Origin of the sequence: Streptomyces sp. NPDC005492 (assembly GCF_040605995.1) — a bacterium.
GTDB lineage: Bacteria > Actinomycetota > Actinomycetes > Streptomycetales > Streptomycetaceae > Streptomyces.
Genome location: NZ_JBEXDX010000016.1, coordinates 70,041 through 88,386, shown reverse-complemented (window position 1 = coordinate 88,386; position 18,346 = coordinate 70,041). Strand labels below are relative to the sequence as shown.

18 protein-coding genes and 2 pseudogenes are annotated in these 18,346 nt (G+C 68.9%); 17 read left to right on the top strand and 3 right to left on the bottom strand.

Going from position 1 to position 18,346, the window contains the following annotated elements:
* Nucleotides 1-3: 3 nt before the first annotated feature.
* The 3 genes from ABZT04_RS22570 to ABZT04_RS22560 all read left to right on the top strand — a co-directional run bounded on the left by ABZT04_RS22570 (nucleotide 4) and on the right by ABZT04_RS22560 (nucleotide 2,227).
* Complete coding sequence (locus ABZT04_RS22570) at nucleotides 4-225, top strand: hypothetical protein (RefSeq protein WP_356058690.1); 222 nt, start codon at nucleotides 4-6, stop codon at nucleotides 223-225.
* 38 nt (nucleotides 226-263) lie between these two features.
* Nucleotides 264-1,433, top strand: coding sequence for a hypothetical protein (locus ABZT04_RS22565; protein WP_356058784.1), 1,170 nt, complete (start codon nucleotides 264-266; stop codon nucleotides 1,431-1,433).
* Between the two features lie 326 nt (nucleotides 1,434-1,759).
* On the top strand, nucleotides 1,760-2,227 hold the full coding sequence (locus tag ABZT04_RS22560) for a hypothetical protein (RefSeq protein WP_356058688.1): 468 nt from the start codon (nucleotides 1,760-1,762) through the stop codon (nucleotides 2,225-2,227).
* A gap of 181 nt (nucleotides 2,228-2,408) precedes the next feature.
* Here ABZT04_RS22560 and ABZT04_RS22555 read toward each other — a convergent pair whose 3' ends face one another.
* Together ABZT04_RS22555 and ABZT04_RS22550 are read right to left on the bottom strand one after the other, a co-directional pair.
* Nucleotides 2,409-3,410, bottom strand: a complete 1,002-nt coding sequence (locus ABZT04_RS22555; RefSeq protein WP_356058686.1) for a hypothetical protein — start codon at nucleotides 3,408-3,410, stop codon at nucleotides 2,409-2,411.
* Nucleotides 3,411-3,438: 28 nt separating this feature from the next.
* Complete coding sequence (locus tag ABZT04_RS22550; protein WP_356058684.1) at nucleotides 3,439-3,576, bottom strand: hypothetical protein; 138 nt, start codon at nucleotides 3,574-3,576, stop codon at nucleotides 3,439-3,441.
* Nucleotides 3,577-3,645: 69 nt separating this feature from the next.
* Between ABZT04_RS22550 and ABZT04_RS22545 the strand changes: the two genes are divergently transcribed.
* The 6 genes and pseudogenes from ABZT04_RS22545 (at nucleotide 3,646) to ABZT04_RS22520 (ending at nucleotide 12,138) form a co-directional block, all read left to right on the top strand.
* Nucleotides 3,646-3,819, top strand: a complete 174-nt coding sequence (locus tag ABZT04_RS22545) for a hypothetical protein (protein WP_356058683.1) — start codon at nucleotides 3,646-3,648, stop codon at nucleotides 3,817-3,819.
* A 1,150-nt stretch (nucleotides 3,820-4,969) separates the two neighbouring features.
* The gene (locus tag ABZT04_RS22540) at nucleotides 4,970-6,241 is read left to right on the top strand and encodes a hypothetical protein (RefSeq protein WP_356058681.1); all 1,272 of its coding nucleotides are present in this window, start codon (nucleotides 4,970-4,972) and stop codon (nucleotides 6,239-6,241) included.
* A 5-nt stretch (nucleotides 6,242-6,246) separates the two neighbouring features.
* Nucleotides 6,247-7,509, top strand: a complete 1,263-nt coding sequence (locus ABZT04_RS22535; RefSeq protein WP_356058680.1) for an MFS transporter — start codon at nucleotides 6,247-6,249, stop codon at nucleotides 7,507-7,509.
* A 54-nt stretch (nucleotides 7,510-7,563) separates the two neighbouring features.
* Nucleotides 7,564-8,796: an ATP-grasp domain-containing protein gene (locus ABZT04_RS22530; RefSeq protein WP_356058678.1), complete on the top strand. Its 1,233-nt coding sequence runs from the start codon at nucleotides 7,564-7,566 to the stop codon at nucleotides 8,794-8,796.
* 154 nt (nucleotides 8,797-8,950) lie between these two features.
* Nucleotides 8,951-10,739 (top strand): annotated as a pseudogene (locus tag ABZT04_RS22525) (TraM recognition domain-containing protein).
* 223 nt (nucleotides 10,740-10,962) lie between these two features.
* A complete protein-coding gene (locus ABZT04_RS22520; RefSeq protein ID WP_356058676.1) occupies nucleotides 10,963-12,138 on the top strand; it encodes a DnaB-like helicase N-terminal domain-containing protein in 1,176 nt (391 codons plus the stop codon).
* A 143-nt stretch (nucleotides 12,139-12,281) separates the two neighbouring features.
* Here the strand turns inward: ABZT04_RS22520 and ABZT04_RS22515 are convergent, their stop codons facing one another.
* A complete protein-coding gene (locus ABZT04_RS22515) occupies nucleotides 12,282-12,491 on the bottom strand; it encodes a hypothetical protein (RefSeq protein ID WP_356058674.1) in 210 nt (69 codons plus the stop codon).
* A gap of 265 nt (nucleotides 12,492-12,756) precedes the next feature.
* On the opposite strand from ABZT04_RS22515, the pseudogene ABZT04_RS22510 reads away from it, so the two are divergent.
* From ABZT04_RS22510 to ABZT04_RS22475, 8 genes and pseudogenes are all read left to right on the top strand, one after another.
* Nucleotides 12,757-12,939: pseudogene (locus tag ABZT04_RS22510) on the top strand (hypothetical protein); the annotation flags it as partial.
* Between the two features lie 115 nt (nucleotides 12,940-13,054).
* Nucleotides 13,055-13,954 carry a DNA cytosine methyltransferase gene (locus ABZT04_RS22505; RefSeq protein ID WP_356058783.1) on the top strand — a complete coding sequence of 300 codons (900 nt, stop codon included), beginning with the start codon at nucleotides 13,055-13,057 and terminating at the stop codon, nucleotides 13,952-13,954.
* Between the two features lie 93 nt (nucleotides 13,955-14,047).
* Nucleotides 14,048-14,653: a DUF4913 domain-containing protein gene (locus ABZT04_RS22500; protein WP_356058673.1), complete on the top strand. Its 606-nt coding sequence runs from the start codon at nucleotides 14,048-14,050 to the stop codon at nucleotides 14,651-14,653.
* Nucleotides 14,650-15,510, top strand: a complete 861-nt coding sequence (locus ABZT04_RS22495; RefSeq protein WP_356058671.1) for a glycosyl hydrolase — start codon at nucleotides 14,650-14,652, stop codon at nucleotides 15,508-15,510. Before ABZT04_RS22500 ends, ABZT04_RS22495 begins: the two co-directional genes overlap by 4 nt.
* Nucleotides 15,507-15,983 carry a hypothetical protein gene (locus ABZT04_RS22490; RefSeq protein ID WP_356058670.1) on the top strand — a complete coding sequence of 159 codons (477 nt, stop codon included), beginning with the start codon at nucleotides 15,507-15,509 and terminating at the stop codon, nucleotides 15,981-15,983. Before ABZT04_RS22495 ends, ABZT04_RS22490 begins: the two co-directional genes overlap by 4 nt.
* A complete protein-coding gene (locus ABZT04_RS22485) occupies nucleotides 15,980-16,648 on the top strand; it encodes a hypothetical protein (protein ID WP_356058668.1) in 669 nt (222 codons plus the stop codon). The genes ABZT04_RS22490 and ABZT04_RS22485 overlap by 4 nt, the downstream gene beginning before the upstream one ends.
* Nucleotides 16,645-17,469 (top strand): large ATP-binding protein, encoded by an 825-nt coding sequence (locus ABZT04_RS22480; RefSeq protein ID WP_356058666.1) that lies wholly within the window; start codon nucleotides 16,645-16,647, stop codon nucleotides 17,467-17,469. Before ABZT04_RS22485 ends, ABZT04_RS22480 begins: the two co-directional genes overlap by 4 nt.
* 23 nt (nucleotides 17,470-17,492) lie before the next feature.
* Nucleotides 17,493-18,329: a winged helix-turn-helix transcriptional regulator gene (locus tag ABZT04_RS22475; protein ID WP_356058665.1), complete on the top strand. Its 837-nt coding sequence runs from the start codon at nucleotides 17,493-17,495 to the stop codon at nucleotides 18,327-18,329.
* Nucleotides 18,330-18,346: the final 17 nt, after the last annotated feature.

Here is an 18,346-nt window from a genome sequence, read left to right as displayed (position 1 = left end):
GACATGGCAGAAGCCTCCGATCCGCAGCAGAACGTCACCTACCGAGCGCCGGTCGGCTCCGTCGACCTCAAGGCATTCGACGACGACGGCACCTCGTACGAGATCCATGCGTGCCACGACTGTCTGCCGTGGCACGCGGAAGTCGTGGTCGTAGCCGGGGAAGTCCTCGTCAGGGAGTGGCATGCCGTCGGGTGTCCACAGTTCCAGGAACTCATCCGAGACTGAGACGGGAATTCATCGCTCAAGGCCGGGACACATCCCCGATGGGTCATGATATTGCGGTGAGTCTGGACCTGTATAACTACGAACTCCTCTGGCCCGCACCGCTGTTCGTGTCCGAGGGGGAGCGCGTGCTCCGGTCCACGGGCTCCTGGCAGGCCCGGGCGACATGGCTCATGACGGAGGCCCTGGCAGGCACAACTGCGGTGGCCGACTTCGAGGATCTGCCCGACCACACCGCGCCAACAGCCGATCCATGGGCGACCACCGCCACCGGCTGGGGCGCCAAGCGGGCCGTGATGGATCAGCACGGCTGGTTCACGGAACTCATCACCCGGGGGACCGAGCTCAGGCACGCGGCCACGCCCCGGCCATACTGGCCGCAGCGCCGCGGCGGCGGACTCGCCCGCGACAGCAGTACGGCGCGGGACACTCGGCGAGACTTCGCGCGGCTCATCGGCGAGTTCACCGACAAGGGCTACCTGGTTGAGGTATTCGGCGAGGAATGCGTCGACGATCACAGCGAGTTCCCCGATGCTTCCGAGGTGATCGAAAGGCGCCTGGGCATCACCGATCTGTGGCCTCTGGCACCGGAGATGTGGGACGAAGACACCTTCTACGGGCTGATCGAGGTATTCCACGACCTGGTGAGCCGGCCCCGTATGCGGCGCTACCACTCATACAGCGGCTGCGGATGGCACCACTCGGAGTTCCACAACGGCCCGGCACGAGTCCTGTATCGGTGGAGGGTCAACCAGCTGCTGCACGAGGCCGGCATCGAGTACGAACTCGCCGCAGAAGGAGAGGACCTCGGGCGCCTGGTCGCCGTCACTGACGATGCTCGCAGCGAACTGGTACACCACGCTCTCAACGACAGCCCGCCCGACACGACCGCCGGCGTTCGCCACGCCATCGCGCTCTTCCGAGGACGTGACACATCGACTGAGAACAAGAGATCGGCCATCTTCAACCTCGCCCGCATCCTTGAGGAACGCCGTGCCCTGATCAAAGAGCATCTCCACAAAAAGGACGAAGGCGCCCTGTTCCAGATCGCCAACAGCTTCGACCTGCGACACAGCAACGCCAGTCAGCAACGCGAGTACGACGAAGCGTTCCTCGACTGGATCTTCTGGTGGTACCTGGCCACGGTGGAGCTGACCAACCGACTCATAGCCTCTCGCGATCTGGAGGCGGAAACTGACCGCCCCTTCTGAAGTCGATGACGCTGCCGGCGACGCGAAGCGCTACCCCGTTACACCAGAGGTGACGGAAATCTGGTCGGCGACGGTCGGCGGAAACCACGTCGACCCACCGTGGGCCTCTGCCGCACCCTCCCAGGCAGCAGGCCGTGAACATCACGTACGCCCGCATCCCCGCCCTCGGCGAATGCCGGAGCCATCCCGGAGGCGCCCTGAACAGTCCATTTTCAGGCAATTCACCGTCGAACAGGAGCAGTTGCCCAAGTGGTGATGGCAAAGTGACGGTCCGAAACCGTGATTGTTGACCCGCCGAGAGCGACAGGGCGAAGAGAGGATCCGTCGTGGACCGATGGAGCGGCTTCTTCTCCACCATCGCAGGCGTCGCCTCGGCGCTCCTAGCCGTTGCCTTCGTCACCTTCCAGCTGAAGATCGACGTATGGCGCGGAGGAGGCAGACTGCGGCATCTGGCCGCCCTCTTCACTCTCTGGGAGTTAGGCGCCCCGTTGCTGATTGCACTTATCCTGGCGATGCCCGCTCATCCATGGCGTGTGGCGGCAATCCTGACCGGAACAATCGGCCTGGCCATGCTGATCACCCATTGGGTCCTCTACGCCGGAACCGCCGAATCTGACCGCTCGCCATTCGACCAGAAGCAGTTCCAACTGTCGTTCGTCAGCCTCGCCACCTTCGGCGGCATGGCCGGAGCCGGGCTGACGGGCGAGCAGCCCGGATTGTATCTGCTGGCCTCCTTGTCGATCTGGTCGCTCATCTCGGGCACCTACGAGGCATGGATCTACCTTGAGCCATGATCCCGCCAAGCTCACGTGCTGTCCTCCCGCCCCTGCCGGAGTACACGCCGTGGCGGGCGAAGGGCGATTTCGACGGCCTGCTGGCCCGGGACGGTTTCAAGGGGATCGCGATACGACCAGGTCGCGGATGAGCTGGCCCTTGACGGCATCTCGTGATGCGCGGATGGAGAACCCCTCGGGTTCAAGCGGTGAGTTCGCGACGCGCGGTGGAGGCCGGTAGTGCCGTGCGGCGGTGGCGTCCGGACGCGCCGTCGTCCGGGTGGATGTCGCCAATGGCGAAGTCCATCAGCAGCTGCTCCAGCAGCTGGGCAGCGTCGGGTTCACCGGCCCGGCGGAGGACGTCCTGGGTGTCGCGGACCATGCGCTGGATCTCGATCTGCGCGCGTGCTTTGAGCCGGTCGGCTTCCCGTCTGGCGTCGGCGGCCACTGCATCGGCCTCACGCAGCAGAGCGTCGACCTGCCCACCGGCCCGCGCGTGCAACCTAGAAGCGTAGGTCTGGGCATCGGCGTTGACGCGCTCCGCCTGCGCCCGGGCCGCCTCGACAATGTGGGCAGCTGTGTCCTCGGCGCCGCGGATAGTCTCGGTGGCCACCACCTGTGCGCCCTCCTCGCTGAGAGTGGCCTGCCTCATCGCGTTGCTGATCATCTCGTCGCAGTGCCGTTGGATGTCGACGCGCATGTCCTTCAGACGGCGCAGCTCTGTCTGTACCTGGGTGAGGAGTTCCAAGGCATGCTGTTCGGTGTCCGCTGCGGTACGGGCCTGGTCGGTGGCGGCGCTCAGTTTCCGGTCAGCCCAGTACCCGGCATCATCCGGATTTGCGATCATGAGTTTGAGGGCAGCAATCTCCTCGCGAGCCTGCTGGAGTTCCTCCGCGAGGCCGTCGGCCGGCTCCTGCCGAGGTTCCTCCTCACGCTGGGCCTGGTCTAACAGCTCCAGAAACTCCCGGGGCTTTCCCCCGAGCCATTCCACGACATCCTGCAGGAGTTCACGGCTGGGCATCTGGCCGTTGAACAGTCCCGACAAGGCGGTACGCGAGTAGCCGGTGCGTCTGCTGATATCCGCATAGGTGGGATCCCGGGCCTGCTCCTTCAACGTGCGCAGACGCTGGGCAAGTTGGGTCCGAGCCGATCCGTCGGCGGGTAAGTCCTTGAGCCTGCGGCCTGCCACAGCGTCCTCCCCCATTGTTCACAGGCTGCTGATTGTTCCGGAACTACTGCTGCAACACCGCGCGTTCGGTGAAATCGATGTTGAGGACGCAGGTCACGGCATTGTTCGGCATTCTTCCCGCGATCTGTTCACGCGTTGGAAGGATCAACACGCAGCCCGTGTACTGGCTTTCCTCACCCATGCCTGAAGCCGGCTGCGCCCCTGGGACTGCGCTACTTCAGGCCGATGGCTACTCAGAAGAAGGAGAGCTGTGCACGACGCGCACGACCCATGTGAGCAGGAGCCTGAGCCGCCCCCTCGGCGGCGTCTGGCCGACGCCCTCAAGACCGTCGGCCGTATCGAGCCTCTGCTCGCCCTGGCGGTACAGATCGGCTCGCTCATCGCCACAGTGACCAGCAACTGGCCCGGCCACCCTCGCGGATGACCGGGCCAGATAGAAGGAGTTGATGACACACCGCCCCGGGGTGGAGCGGGCAGCGACATCCCCGGGGTTGGCTGTACGCCTTCGTCACGCCACTGTGCCACGCGAGGAGCCTGCGCCACGATCCATACTCCACATCCGACGAAATGGGAGCGGGGAGAGCTGCCGTCAGATCAGTGGATCGCGCGCTCAGCCTCAGTGATGAATGAGGATCTCCCGCAGCAGCCGGAAGACGTTCGCGGTTGCCGACACGGCGGCCAGGATTACACCCCACCGGGGCTTCGAGTTGCGCTTCTGCCCCTGCCTCGCTGTACCGTCAGGAAGCATGATGCATCACCTCTCTTTTGGTGATCTTCAGTGCCCGTCGGGGCGAGTCGAAGCTGTCCAGGCCGCTCGCACCGGCGGGTTTGCCCTGCCCATCGGGCTACAAGGAGCATCCCAAGAGATCGGCGTTTCGCAAATTCGATCTCGGCTATTCGGACACCGACTCCCCTTTCACAGCGGGGAGTTGTGACACGAGTGACCTGGGTTCCAGGCCTGTTGCTCCTGAGTGGTCGGCCAGTCGAAACCGCGCCCCTTCCTGTGGCCAAGCCAGGGCGGTGAGCTCACAAGCACCGCAGGAGTCCACAAGGCGGGTGTCCCCACCAAGGTCGGAGCGGCCCAAAGCGTGCACCGTGCACGAGCGGCCAGAAGCTGCTCCTCCGGATACAGCATGACCCAGCACGGATGGTTCTTGAGGTCAGTTCTGGCCATCGTGGACACCTCTCGTTACGGCTCGCTCAGTGAGACGAGGTCACTTCTTGGCCATCGTGGACGTCTTCCCGTTGTGGCTCACTACTTGAGGCGAGGAACGGGCAGTTCACGCAAGGCAGCTCGACGTCCACGGTTCCAGCGGCCCCGGCACATCGCTTACCAGCCCACCATTGCCTCTGAGCGTCACGGTGGCCCACTGGAGCACTGATTGGACAACTGTGGCGCCCAGTCACGCCTCTGTCCCGCCGCCCTGTGCCACCGAACCCCCTCAGCACGGGGCGATGAATCGGGCCTCTACCAGCGATCTCCGGCCGACCCAAACCGCGGATTCTGCGGACCCTCTCCTTCACGGCCCGAACACCCGGGCTCCGGTTCGCCACTCCCCTTCGAGGTAGACGCCGTGATCGCCCACCTGCAGCGCACCAGCAACACCGCCGGCTTGCTCACGTACCTGTACGGGCCGGGCGAACGCGGTAACCACACCAATCCCCGGCTGATCGCGGGCGACGGCCACGGAGCCCCGATCGAACTGCGCGCCGAGCCTGAGTCGCTCCCCTATCTGGCCCGGGCTCTCGACGCACCTGTCGAGCGCCTCGGGGTCCGAGCACCCGAACGGCCGGTGTGGGTCTGCTCGGTCCGCTCCGCCCCTCGCCGGCCGGACCTCACCGACGCGCAGTGGGCCGCCGTCGCCCGCCGCGTGGTAGCCGCAACAGGGGTCGCTCCGGACGGTGATCCGGACGCCTGCCGGTGGATCGCCGTGCGCAACCAGCCCCGGCAGGTGCACGTCGTGGCCACCCTCGTCCGTGAGGACGGCAGCCTCCACAACGCCTACCGCGACGCCTTCCGCCTGCAGACCGAGTGTCACCGCCTCGCCGTCGAACTGGGCCACCTGCCCAACGCTCCACATCCGATATCCCGCGCCCAGGAGACCCACGTGCCTGTCCCCTCCATCACCATCACCGCCGAGCCCAGCGGCAGCGTCTCGGCGAAGGGCGCCAGCGACGACCTCTCGGCCACGCTCCTCAAGCACGCCGGCTTCCAGCAGATCGAGGACTGGTACGGCCGACGCCACCGCCTTCCCACCACCACCCCGGCCACGAACCGCGCCGCAATCGCCACCCACGCAGCCGAGATGCTCCGCGCCGCCCGCTACGGTGTCGACCTCGCCCCCTCCCTCGACACCGCCCGGATCAGCGCCGCAGCGAACCCGCTCGGGCCCTACACCACCGGAGCCGAACTCCTCCGGCTCACCGACCAGATCAGGTCAGCCGAGAACGGTGCCGACCTTCGCCAAGCGGTCGACCACCTCCTCCATCCCGAACACGGTGCGCTGGAGCGTGTCCGGGAGGCGCTGGAGGCGACGGGTGAGCAGATCACCGACCTCGACGACGAGGCGTACCAGCTCGCCGACCGGTTCGATGTCGCTGCGGAGTTCGTCTGCGCAGCGCAGTCTGAACTCGTCGGCTCGGACCGCGAGTTGGGCCGCATCGGTAACGGGCAGCAGGCCCAAACCGAGGCGTGGGAGCGGTCCTCGGCACTCTCCGGCCCGCGAAGCGCCGCGCTGGCCACATCGCCAGCAGCGGCCAAGGTCACCTCCGTCCTCGGCGCCGGGGCAGCAGATACGAGCGCGGCCGTACGTCCGTCACAATCGCCCGGCCCCCGGACGCGGTGACCCGAATGATCTCGTCACACGCTCCCCTCGCCGGACTGCCGCGCACCTACGTCATGCGGGCCGCCGACGCTCTGGCCAGCGCGACGGCCACCTACGCCATCCCGCTCCTGGTCCTGGTCACCACCGGGTCCACCGCGCTGACCGGCGTTGCGTTTCTCCTCGAATGGGCGCCTCGTCTGGCTGCCTTCGCGTTCGCCGGGTCGCTGGTCGACCGGTGGAGTGCCGGCCGTGTCTTCCGTATGACCAACCTGGTGCGTGCCGCCGTAGTGGTCCTGGCGTGTGCGGTGCTGCTCGCTCTGCCAAGCGCCGGGACGATGACGACCTGTGTGGTTCTGACCTTCGGTGCTGTCTCCGGGCTACTTGCGGAGGTCTCCTTCGTCGCGGTGGAGACGCTCGGAGCTGAAGCGGGCCGCCGGTTGGGCACGGCGGCCCACCGTGTGCAGGCCACGCAGACCGGGATCGACCAGGGCGCGATGCTCGTCGGGCCGCTCCTGGGCGGCCTGCTGCTGATGGCTGGCCCCGCCGTACTGCTGACCGTGGTCGCACTGTTGGCTTTGACCGCCGCCACGACCACGTCCGGCGATGTCGGCGGCACGGATCACTGTCCGGTGCCGAGCAGTCTCCTGACGGGGTGGGCAACTCTGCGCCGTACGCCCGCACTTGGCTGGCTGGTGGGCGGGCTGGTCGCCTCGAATCTGACCCTCGGCGTACTGCAGGCCGCCGCCCCGATCACGGTCATCCACCGCTTCCGCTACTCCACCGTCGCCGTGGGGTCGATCTGGAGCGCGGCAGCCGTTGCCTCCCTGCTCGCCGTGTGGGCAAGTCGCCGCGCGATCGACCGTTTCGGCATCTGGTCGGTCGCTGCGGCGGCGGCCACGGTCTCGACCGCGGCGTGCCTGGCGACCGCCCTGGCGCCGGGCTTCTCCGCGTACACCGTGGCGGTGGCGATGGTCATGGCCGGCGATGGCGCGTTGACCGTCGTCCTGCGCACGCTGCGTTCCCGCCTTATCCCGGTGCAGGCGTTCGGCTCCACTCTGGCGGTGACGATCATCCTGGTGCTGCTGCCGTTTCCGCTGGCCGGTGTCCTGATCGCGGTCGTTCCCACCGCTGAGATCCCGCACCTGCTGCTCGCGTGTGCCGCGCTCCAGGGCCTGGCACTGAGCGCCTGCTTCGCCGGTCTGCGACGGCACCGGACCGCCTGCGAACTATCCCTCAAGCAGGTCCCCGCACCCCGCAGGAAGCCCGTCCAGCCTGCGGATGCGCGGTGACGAGCCGCTGAACTGCCCCGCCCCTTCCCGCTGTTGACCTCCGGAGGTCCTCCCATGTCCCGATCCACTCGCCCGCTGCTGATCGTCGTCGGCGGAACCGATCCCGCTTATCGCGGCTACTGCGTCGAACAAGCCGCAGCCGCGTACCCGATCGCGCTGATCGACACCAAGCCGCCGACTTGGCAGCAGCGCCTGGTGGTCGACCACGAGGTCGCCGACACCCACGATCCGGCGGCCGTGGTCGCCGCCGGCCTGGCCCTGGCCGCGCGCCACCTCATCGCCAGAGTCGTCACCTGGGACGAGTACACGCTCGTGCCGACCGCCGAACTCGCCGCCCGCCTCGGCCTGCCCGGCAACAGCGTGCCGGCGATGACCGCCTGCCGGGACAAGGCGACCAGCCGCCGCCTGTTCGCCGAGCACGACGTGCCCTCCGCCACGTCCACCCGCGTCGACACCCTGGAAGAGGCGACAGCCGCCGCGCTCCGCACCGGCTTCCCGGTCGTCCTCAAGCCGTCCTCACACGCGGGCAGTATCGGCGTCATCCGCGTCGACACTCCTGAACTCCTGTCCTCCGCCTGGCAGTTCACTGCCGCCGGAGCTGGTGAGCAGGGCCCGGAAGGCGGCGGTGTGCTGGTCGAGGAATACCTGTACGGCCCGGAGATATCGGTGGAGTGCGTCACCCAGCACGGCGTCACCACCGCGCTGGCCATCACTCGCAAGAAGGTCGCCTTCCCTCCGTACTTCCAGGAGGTCGGCCACACCGTGGACGCCGACGACCAGCTGCTGCCCGAGGTCGCCCCCGTCGCAGTCCAGGCCGTCCGGGCGCTCGGCGTCACCAATGGCGTCCAGCACGTAGAGATGCGCCTCACTCCCTCCGGTCCGCGGATCATCGAGGTCAACGCCCGGATCGGCGGCGACCTGATCGGCAAGCTCGTCCGCCTTGCCACCGGCCTCGACCTGCCACGGATCGCCGCCGACGTCGCCTGCGGGAGGACTCCCGACCTGACGCCCACGGCACACACCACCGCCGCGATCGAGATCCTCTACGCCCGGGGCACCGGCACCCTCTCCGCCCGAAGTCTGACCGCCGTCCCCGGTCCGGAGTATCCGTGGCTGCACCAGGTGACGTGGCTCCGCGACGTCGGAGAGCTGGTCGTGCTGCCGCCGGAGGGCGACTTCAACTCCGGCCGGGTCGGCTTCGTCATCGTCACCGCCGCCAGTCCCGAAGCAGCCCGGGACCGGCTCTCGGTCCTCGTCAGCGGTCTGACCCTGTCGGTCACACCGTGAACCTGCCCCGCCGGCCTCCGCCGCCTCGCGCGCCTCGCACCCGATAACCCCGGTCGCCAACTCGCTTCCCGAACAGGAGCTACCTCGATGATCTGCAGAAGAGCGCCGCGTGCCCCGCCCCATCACTCACCTGCGCTCATCCCCAGGACCAACCGTGCCCTCACCCCGTACCAGCGCACCCTCGACCACTACAGGGTCGGACGCGCTCCTCTACTTCCTCTTCGGCATACTCGGCATCGCGCTCGCCTTCGGTTCGCTGGCGTGGCTATCCGGCAATCTCGCCAACTCCCTTTTTGGCAGCGGCCCTTGGGGCCCGTTCAGTGCCACCGACGCGCTGCTTCATCCCGAGATTCTGTGGCCACACCTCAGTCCCACCGCCCTGCTGATCGGCGCGCGGATCATCCCCGGCCTGCTGTCCCTCTGCCTCACCGTCCTCGCTCTGGCGCTGTGGATGCGGGTGTGCGGTGGCGCGAAGAGCGGCCTCGCCCGGAAGGCCGACCTCGCCCCGCTGCTGGACAAGCAGATCACGGCCAAGGCCAGGAGCCTGCGGCCGTCGCTGAACGGCCAGGAGTGTAAAAGAGGTCGCGCCTGCTGACCGCGGCATCCTGCTCGGCGCCCTCTCCCCGGGGCGGGCCGAGGTCCGCGCGTCCTGGGAGGACGTGATCGTCGCGATCATGGCCCCGCGCAGCGGGAAGACCTCCGGACTGGCGATCCCCGCGATCCTCGCGGCTCCTGGCCCGGTGTTGCTGACCTCCAACAAGGCGGCGAACGACGCCTTCACCGCGACCGTGGACGCCCGCGCCGAGGTCGGCACGATCTGGGCCCTCGACCCTCAGCAGATCGCCCACCACCCGCGCGAGATGTGGTGGGACATTCTGGCCGACGCCCGCGACCTGGCCGGAGCGAAACGCCTTGCCGGACACTTCGTCGCCGCCAGCGTGGACGAGTCCAACGGCTCCGACTTCTGGTCCACCGCCGCCAGCAACACCCTCGGCGCACTGTTCCTCGCAGCTGCCAGCCACCGGCGACCTATCACCGACGTCCTGGCCTGGCTCGCCTCCCCCGCCGACCGGACCCCCGTCGACCTGCTCACCGACGCCGGCCACGACGCGGTCGCCGCCCAGCTCCAGGGCACCGTCAGCGGAGCCACCGAGACGCGGGACGGCATCTACGAGACCGCGCGCCAGTACGCGAGTTGCCTGCTCGACCCGGACGTCGCGGCCTGGGTCACGCCCAGCAAGGAACTCCCCGAGTTCAAGCCGTTCACGTTCGCCACCTCCCGCGACACGCTGTACCTGCTGAGCAAGGACGGTGGCGGCAGCGCGAGCGCGATCATCGCGGCAGCAGCCGACGCCGTGATGCGCGCGGCCGTGATCGTCGCCGAGCGCTCCGGCGGACGGCTCGACCCGCCCGCCCTGTGCGTCCTCGACGAGGCCGCGAACGTCTGCAAGATCTCCGATCTCCCCGACCTGTACAGCCACTTGGGCAGCCGTGGCGTCATCCCGATGACGATCCTGCAGTCCTACCGGCAGGGCCAGCGTTGCTGGGGCGAGGCCGGCATGGACGCCCTCTGGTCCGCCGCCACCATCAAGATCATCGGCTCGGGCATCGACGACGCCGACTTCGCCGACCGCCTCAGCAGGCAGGTCGGCGACCACGACGTCCAGACCACCTCGGTATCCACCAGCGAGAGCGGCAAGTCCACCTCGGTCAGCATGCGCACCGAGCGCATCCTGCCCCCGGACGCGATCCGCGCGCTCCCCAAGGGCAAGGCACTGCTCCTGGCCACCGGCATCCGGGTCGCCATGCTCGACCTACGGCCCTGGTACAAGGAGCCCTCCGCCAAGACCGTCGGCCCGGCCGCGGCCCGCGCGACGAAGGCCATCACGGAACGGGCACTCGCGAAGTCTCTCGGCCCCGACGACTTCGGGCTATCGGCATGAGCGCGCCCACGCCGCGCCTCGGACAGCTCGTACGCTCGCCGGCCGTTCGGCGCGACGGCCAGTGGCAGTTGGTCAGCGGGGCCGGCTCGATTCTCGCCACCGATCCCGCGTTCACCAGCATGCTGGACGGCTTCGCTCAGGCGATGACGGCTGCCGATCAGGCGGTCGCCGACCTCCGTGTCCGACAAAGCGGGACCCCCGCTTCCCGCGCTGGGGGTGAGCGATGAACCCGCTGCTGAGTGCCGAGCAGGCCGTGCTCGGATCGGTTCTGCTCGACCCCGGCCAGCTCGCGCATCTCGACTGGCTCGCGCCGGATCACTTCTACCGGCCGGTCCACCGGGCGCTGTTCGCCGCCCTGCGCAAACTGCGAAACGACGGCCACCCCGCGTTGGCCGCCGAGACATCCGTACCGCCGCTGTCCTGGGTGACCGACGCGGTCGACGAGGCCAGCCGCCGCGTCCGGGGACTGACCGCCTCATACCCCCATATCCTGATCTCGTCCTGCCCTCGCTCCGAACACGCCCCGGTCTACGGCCGCATGGTGCTGGAGGGAGCGATCCACCGCAGCATCACGGAACACGCGATCCGCCTCCACCAAGCGGCCCGTGCCGACGCCCTACAGGGCGAGGTCGAGGGAGCCCTGCACTACGCGGATGTGCTGACCGGCGTCCTCAACGATCTCGCACGGCGTTGGGGCACCGAACCGCGCCCCGTCGCGCCAACTCCCCCGCCCTCCACCACCACCGTCATCCCGCTGCCGGTCCGGGCCAACCAGGTCGCCGAGGACGAGCGGTTCCTCCTGGCCGTCCTTGTTGAGCGGCCGGGGGCCATGGACGAGGTCGTCGGCTGGCTGCGGCCGGGCGACTTCGCCGACCCGGCCCACGGACAGCTCTACCGCTGTCTCGGCGCGCTGCACCACCGGGGCGAACCCATCGACCGGATCACCCTGCTCTGGGAAGCCCAGCAGCGCGGGCTCCTGGCCGACAGCACGCTGACCGGCGACCAACTCACCGCCATCTGCGACGGCGTGGGCGCGGGCAGCGCCGAGTGGCTCGGCGAACAGGTCATACGCTCCTCGGTCACCCGCACCGCCGCCACCTCCGCGCGCGCCGTCCGGTCGTTGGCGGAGAACGAGACGCTGGCCCCCGGGCGGCTCATCAACCACGCCCTGCACGCGCTCGGCCCGCTCGACGACGTGCGTACCCGCTGGCAGACCGCGAACGGCCGCCCCGCCCCGAGGTCGCCGACCCTCGCTCTCGCACCGAACGAGTCGCCGCCTGCGCAGGTGCGCGCCGCTCTCTCCCGCAGCACACCGCGGGCAGCGCCGCCGCCCTCGGCACGCCCCGGTTCAACGCCCATCCCGACCGCCGCGCGACCGCCCTCACGCGGCCACAACTAACCCCCTCAGCCCATCGCTCGTCCCCTCCAATGGAATTCACCGTGAACAACACCCCCCTCTCCGACGCTCTGACTCTGCGTGCCACGGCCTCAGTCTTCGACGCCCAGCGCAGGAAACTGCCAGGCCCCGGAGACCTTCACCGTTCACCCGACAGCGTCGTCGTCGCCAAACAGATCTCCGAACTCGGCCAACTGATAACCGACTTGGGCGACGAGATCCTCTTCCGGGCTGCCACCCAGGACCAAGAGGCCCACGCTGCGCGGGTCATCACCAGCTTCGCCGCCGCCGTGCAGCCTGCCGGCGAAGCGGCATCCGCTCTCGGAGCAGTAGCCCACCAGCTCTCCTTCCTGCACCAGACCGAGCACCTCCGCAACCAGCCCGACGCCCGGGATGCCCGGGAAGCAGCGGCACGGGTGATGGACGACGCACTCGGTGTGGCGGACACGGCGCTAGGCGAAGCCGCTGACGCCCTTCGCGCCGCATCGGCGATGGTTTCGCCTCCGGCCGTGCGGCTCCAGGCCGCCCGCCACCGGTCTACGGCCGCAACTCCCGCTCCACCTCCCGCTGATGGCCCGGCCGTAGCAATTGCCCCGGCCCGAACAACGCGGAGCCGGTGACATGCAGAACACCATCACGCGCTCGCCGATGATCGGCTCGCTCTGCTCGGGATACGGCGGACTGGACCTCGGGGTGCAGTCCGCCCTCGGCGGCACGCTGGCCTGGCATGCAGAGGTCAATCCGGACGCTGAGCGCATCCTGGCCCGGCACTGGCCCACCGTGCCCAACCTCGGCGACATCACGACCGTCGACTGGTCCACCGTCCCCCGGGTGTGCGTCCTGACGGCCGGCTTCCCCTGTCAAAGACGTCTCGGTCGCCGGCCGCCGGGCCGGACTCAACGCCCATACCCGCTCGGGGCTGTGGCTGCACGTCGCCCGTGCGGTCGAAGCCCTCCGCCCCTGCCTGGTGGTGATCGAAAATGTCCGCGGCCTCCTCACATCGCCCGCTGGCTCCCCTGGCGACGTGGAATCCTGCCCGTGGTGTCTGGGAGACGACCCAACCCAGCCTCCTCTGCGGGCACTTGGTGCCGTACTCGGATCCCTGGCCGACCTCAGGTACGACGCGCGGTGGCTCGTACTTCGCGCCTCCGACATCGGAGCACCGCACCGCCGCGAGCGGACCTTCCTCACCGCTTGGCCCGCCGAACACCCTGTTCAAGACGCCGACCAGCAACATCGGCAAGAACGGCGGCTCTCAGCACCCCTCGAAGAGGAAGAGCGGGAGCCACGGCCCGAACCTGGCCGACGAGGTGGAGTGGCTCCTGCCCACCCCGAAGGCATCGGACGGGATCAAGGGCTCGCCGAACCAACGGCACGGCAACGGGGACATGACCCTGCCGAGCGCGGCAGCATCGCTGCTCCCCGCCCGGAGGTCAAACGGCACCGGCACCCGGGGCCGCCGTCCGGGCAAGGGCTCGGGCGCGCCCCTGTCGGCGGTAGCTCTGCCGTTGTGGGCCGAGACGCCCCCGGAATCCGAGGAAGCGACGGGCGATGGGGAGCGTACGCAGCCGCCATCACCCGATGGGAGACGCTCACCCGTCCCGCGCCGCCGCCCACCGACGCGGCCGGACGACTCCGTGCCGACTTCGTGGAGTGGATGCAGGGCCTGGAGCCCGGCTGGGTCACCGCCACACCAGGGCTCGGACGACCGGCTCAGCTCACCGCACTCGGCAACGGCGTCGTTCCTCAACAGGCCACCAGGGCAATGCAGTTGCTGGCCCCGCCCTTCCCCCGTTGCCTTCGCTGCACGACGGCATAGCGCCGCCCTACCGGGATTTCCCGGCCGCACCAAATCGCGGTTTCTGCGGACCCTCTTCGGCATGTCGCCGTCCCACAGATGGAGCACGCCCCCATGTCCGACACCAGCAAGACCACCCCCGACCCGGAGCCGTTCCGCGTCCCCGACGAGGATCTCGACGACCTCGCCAGCACCCTCGCCAAGACCATGGCCGAGGTCAGGCAGCACGGCGTCATCCTCGACCGCCTCGGCTCAGAGCCCGCTCCCCTACCCGCGGCGCCTCGGCCGGAGGATGGCACTCCGGGGGCAGAGGCTGTCGACTCCGCGCAAGTGGACGGCCCCGCCTCGGTGTTCATCCTCGCCCTGGGCGGCGAGGCGTACACCGTCGAACTCGCCGCCCTCAGCGACTGGGTGAACTACCTCTTCCTCCCGGTGTACGGTCGGGAAATCAGCACGACCCGGCCATGGTGTGCGCAGTGGCACGAACATCCCGAGGCCATCGCCCGGCTGCACGCCCTCTGGCTCGCGTGGCAGCAACTCACCGACGCCGAGGCCGGCCTGTCCGGTCCTTCGACGTGGCACCGCGATCACCTGGACCAGACGCTGGTCCATCTCCGGGCTCCCGACGGCCCGTTCGCCGCGTGCACGACGAGCCCGACCCGGCCCAACCACCGAGTGCTGACCACCCCTGCGCCCGAGGAACTGGGACTGGCGGCATGACCAACGAACCCGCCTTCGGCCCCTACGGCTTCGAGCCCGACGACGCGGAATCCGCGAACGCGGGGCAGGGGTTTTGGCCCGGCGACCCAACGGCTGACGAACTCGACTTCCGTCTCGGTGACTTCGTGCCCGCCGACGCGGCCTCCGAGCGCGCGGAGGAAGCGTTTTGGCCCGGCGACTTGACGGTCATGGCCAAGCACCACACCGCTCCTCACGGCTCGCACAGCTTCGTCGTCGCCCACGACCGATCCATGACCTGGGGTGTTCCGGGCGATCCGCAGGTCGTGGCGATCGTGGTCGCGCAGGATCTCAGCCTGAACACGTTCACCTTCGAGTCGACCTATCACGCCACGGTGGCCTTCGCGCAGAACTGGCTGATCGAACGTGGCTGCCCACCCGAGCCGATCGCTCAGGTTGACGGGAACTTCATGCGGCCCGTCGACGACCTCACCGTCCGGATCGAGCAGCAGATCCGGGAGTCGGGCGCTCGCTACGAGGTCCTCGCCAGCCAGACCTCGGACTTCGACCCGTGTGAGACGTGGACGCTGACCCGGGACTCGAGCACCGACCAGGCACCGATTCGGGTCTTCCTCGAAGAGGGGGACCCAGAAGCCCACAAGTACACGATGCGCGAGGGCGCCTTCGCCGACGAGGACACCGCCCGCGACTGGCTGGAGGACCGCAGCAGCCCGCTGCCACAGCCGCCGGCATACCGCGACGAGGCCGCTGCCCTCCGAGCCGGCGTTGCCCTCACCCGGTCGGCTGGTGTCCGCGCGCTCCCGAAGGCCGGCCTCGATGCCCGCCCCGCGCCGTCGGTACAAACGGCCCGGCAGCCGTCCCCGCGGCGGCCGATGTGAGCCGCGCCCGCTTCGCCTTCGCCGCACATCCGGACGCCATTGCGGACCTGCGCGAACTCCCTGGCGAGATAAGGGACTTGGCGCTCCTCGAATTGCAGAACCTGGTCCACGGAAGCGACGACTGCCTACCGCTGAAGGGCCGCCTCGCAGGCTTCCACAAGGTCTACGTCGACCCGTCCGTCTCCTACCGGATGGTGATCCAGTTCCGCCCGGCACCGCCCACGTCGAGCCACAAACGCGAGATCTATCTCGTCGCCGCCGGCAGCCGGCAGGACTACGAGGTCTACCGCACTGCCCATCTCCGCACCGGTCCTCGACAGGACACCGAGACAGCACGCGTCACTGAGGCGCGCGTCCAGGCCGCCCGGTCCCGCTCTCCCCGTCCGGTCAACCAGCCGACGGCAGTCGCGGCAGCTCCCCCAACGGCAGCTCAGCCTGCTGTCTCCGCTTCCCGAAAGGCTCACCAACGATGACCGCCAACCGCGCCCCCATGGCCCGCAGCGAACTGGCAGATCTCCTCACCGATGCCGCGCAGAGTGTCTCCGGGATCCTCACCACTGAGTACCCGACGGCCATCAGCCGCTCCTACCTGCACCCCGTGCTGGGTGCGCTGTCCGCCGGACCTCAGGTGGTCTGCGAACTGAACGACCGGCTCGAAGGCTTCGTGGCCGAAGAGCCACTCCCCACCACGCCCGCAGGGCTCTTCACTCTCGCCTCCTACGCCTCCGCGCTGGGGTGGCTCACCGAGTCCCTCGCCGAACTGACCACCTCGGTCGACCAGATCTGCACCCACGTGGGCATCCCCACGCATCCGCCGGCCCCGGCCTCTCCCGCGCCCGCTGACGTGGCGAGGGACGGCGAGTCCGAACTCGCCTTCAGTCGAGTGGAGTTGGCGGCGATCCACACCGCGGCCGAGGCCGCGGGTCTACCGCCGGGCGACTACGTCGAGGTGCTCTCCGAGTCCCTGCTCGCGGCCTCCCGGATCACCGATGCCTGCATGGAGATCTCCAGCGGTCTCCTCGACGACGCCTCGTACGTCCTCGGCGAGGCGACCGACCACGTCCGGATCGGCGACGGCCCTGACAGCCTGCCCACCCTGGTCCGTTCGCTGCTCGCCCGGATGGAGGCCGCCGAATGAACCCCCACGACGCGACCGAGCAGCCGGGCGCCCACCTCGCCGCCGAGTTGCTCGGCGTCGAGGACCCCTGGACCCTCAACATCGCCTACCGACCGAATGATCCGCTGTACCGCGCCTCGACGCTCGTCATCGGGGCTGCCCACGAACTCGACGAACTGCACGGCCGAGTGACACGCGCGACCCAGGCCGCTCTCGGAGTGCTCGAATCCGTCGGTCGAGGCGAATTCAACGGTTCACCAGGCTCGTACACGCCGCTGCGGTCTGCCGTCGAGCAGATCGGCCGGCTCGTCTCGGCGCAGAACGCGGCCTACGAGCGACTCACCCAGTCGATCTTCGCGTACCGCCGTCTCCTCCCCGAGCCGGACGCTGCTCCGCCCGCGGATGCGGAGGCCCGCGACCTGGACAACGGACAGGTCTCCGGCCGCGACGACGACTGGGCTGTGTCCGCTGATCTCCGACTCAGGGCCCTGGAATCCGTCGAGGCCGGCGGACTGCGGTTCCACCAGAGCGGGGTCTACGGCTACATCTCCCTCTCCGACGCGCGCGGCGAGCGCCCCGCCGACAGGGTCTGGCCCGAGACCGTCCAACGACTCATCGCCGACGGGCTGATGGACCGGGACACCAGCGAGGGACTGTACCGGCCGGGACAGCTCCTCTCGCTCACGCCGAAAGGCGAGGCGGCCCTTCGAGACGCACGTACAGCCACGCCGCGCGTATCCGCCGCACTCAACCGCAGCAACACCACAGCGCTCCCCGGCGCCGCCGACCCGTCTGTCGTACGCACCACAGACGCGGCCACGAAGCCTTCCCGCTCCCGCTGATTCCCCCAGAAAGAACATCCCCGATGTCGATCCCCGTACAGCCCTCCGTCTTCTCGATCGGTTTGATCGATGCCCAGCACGTCGAGGACGCGCTGTCCCTGATAGCGCCAAGGTGGACGACCTGGTCGGCGCAGACCCTGGCCCAGCAGGGCCGTCCCATGCGTGTTGGTGAGATCGCCGCCCAACTCCCCTTCATCAGCGAGACGTTCGTCAGTAAGCGGCTGGCCCAAATGCACGCTGATGGGCTGGTCGTCCGAGTCGGCCACCACCGCGGTGCTCCTTACCAGCTGAGCACATTCGGCGATTCGCTCTCCTCGGTCCACGAGGCCCTGTCGAACTGGTCCCAGACCCATCTGCCACTCGGCAACGTGGCCGGCGCCGAACGCGTCGAGAACGCCGTACAGCGTCTCTGCCTTCGCCATTCGACCACCGTGATCCAGCTCCTCGACGCGAACGAACCCATGCGGTTCGGCCACATCGCCGAGGAGACCGGCCTGGACAACGGCTACACCCGGAACCGACTCAACCGGCTTCAGGTCGACGGGTTGGTCGCCCGCACTGGTCCGCGCCACGGTGACCCGTACGTCCTGACCGATGCCGGGCGGGCGCTGGGCCCTGTCTACGGGGCCGTCGAGTACTGGAGCGACCCCATCTCCGCGTGGAGGAACTCAGCACCCGCGGCCCCCGTAACGACTGCCGCCCGGACCCACGCAGATGTCCCGCTGGGGGCAGACGGCATCCGAACCGCGGCGGCCCTGCGCCGGAGCTCCGCAGTGCCCAATGCCCTGTTCAGTCACGCACCGCAGCCGCACGTGCCAGCAGCCGTCGCCACCCGCTCGGCACCCTTCCGAAGCCGGTGATCCAGTTGACGCTGAGA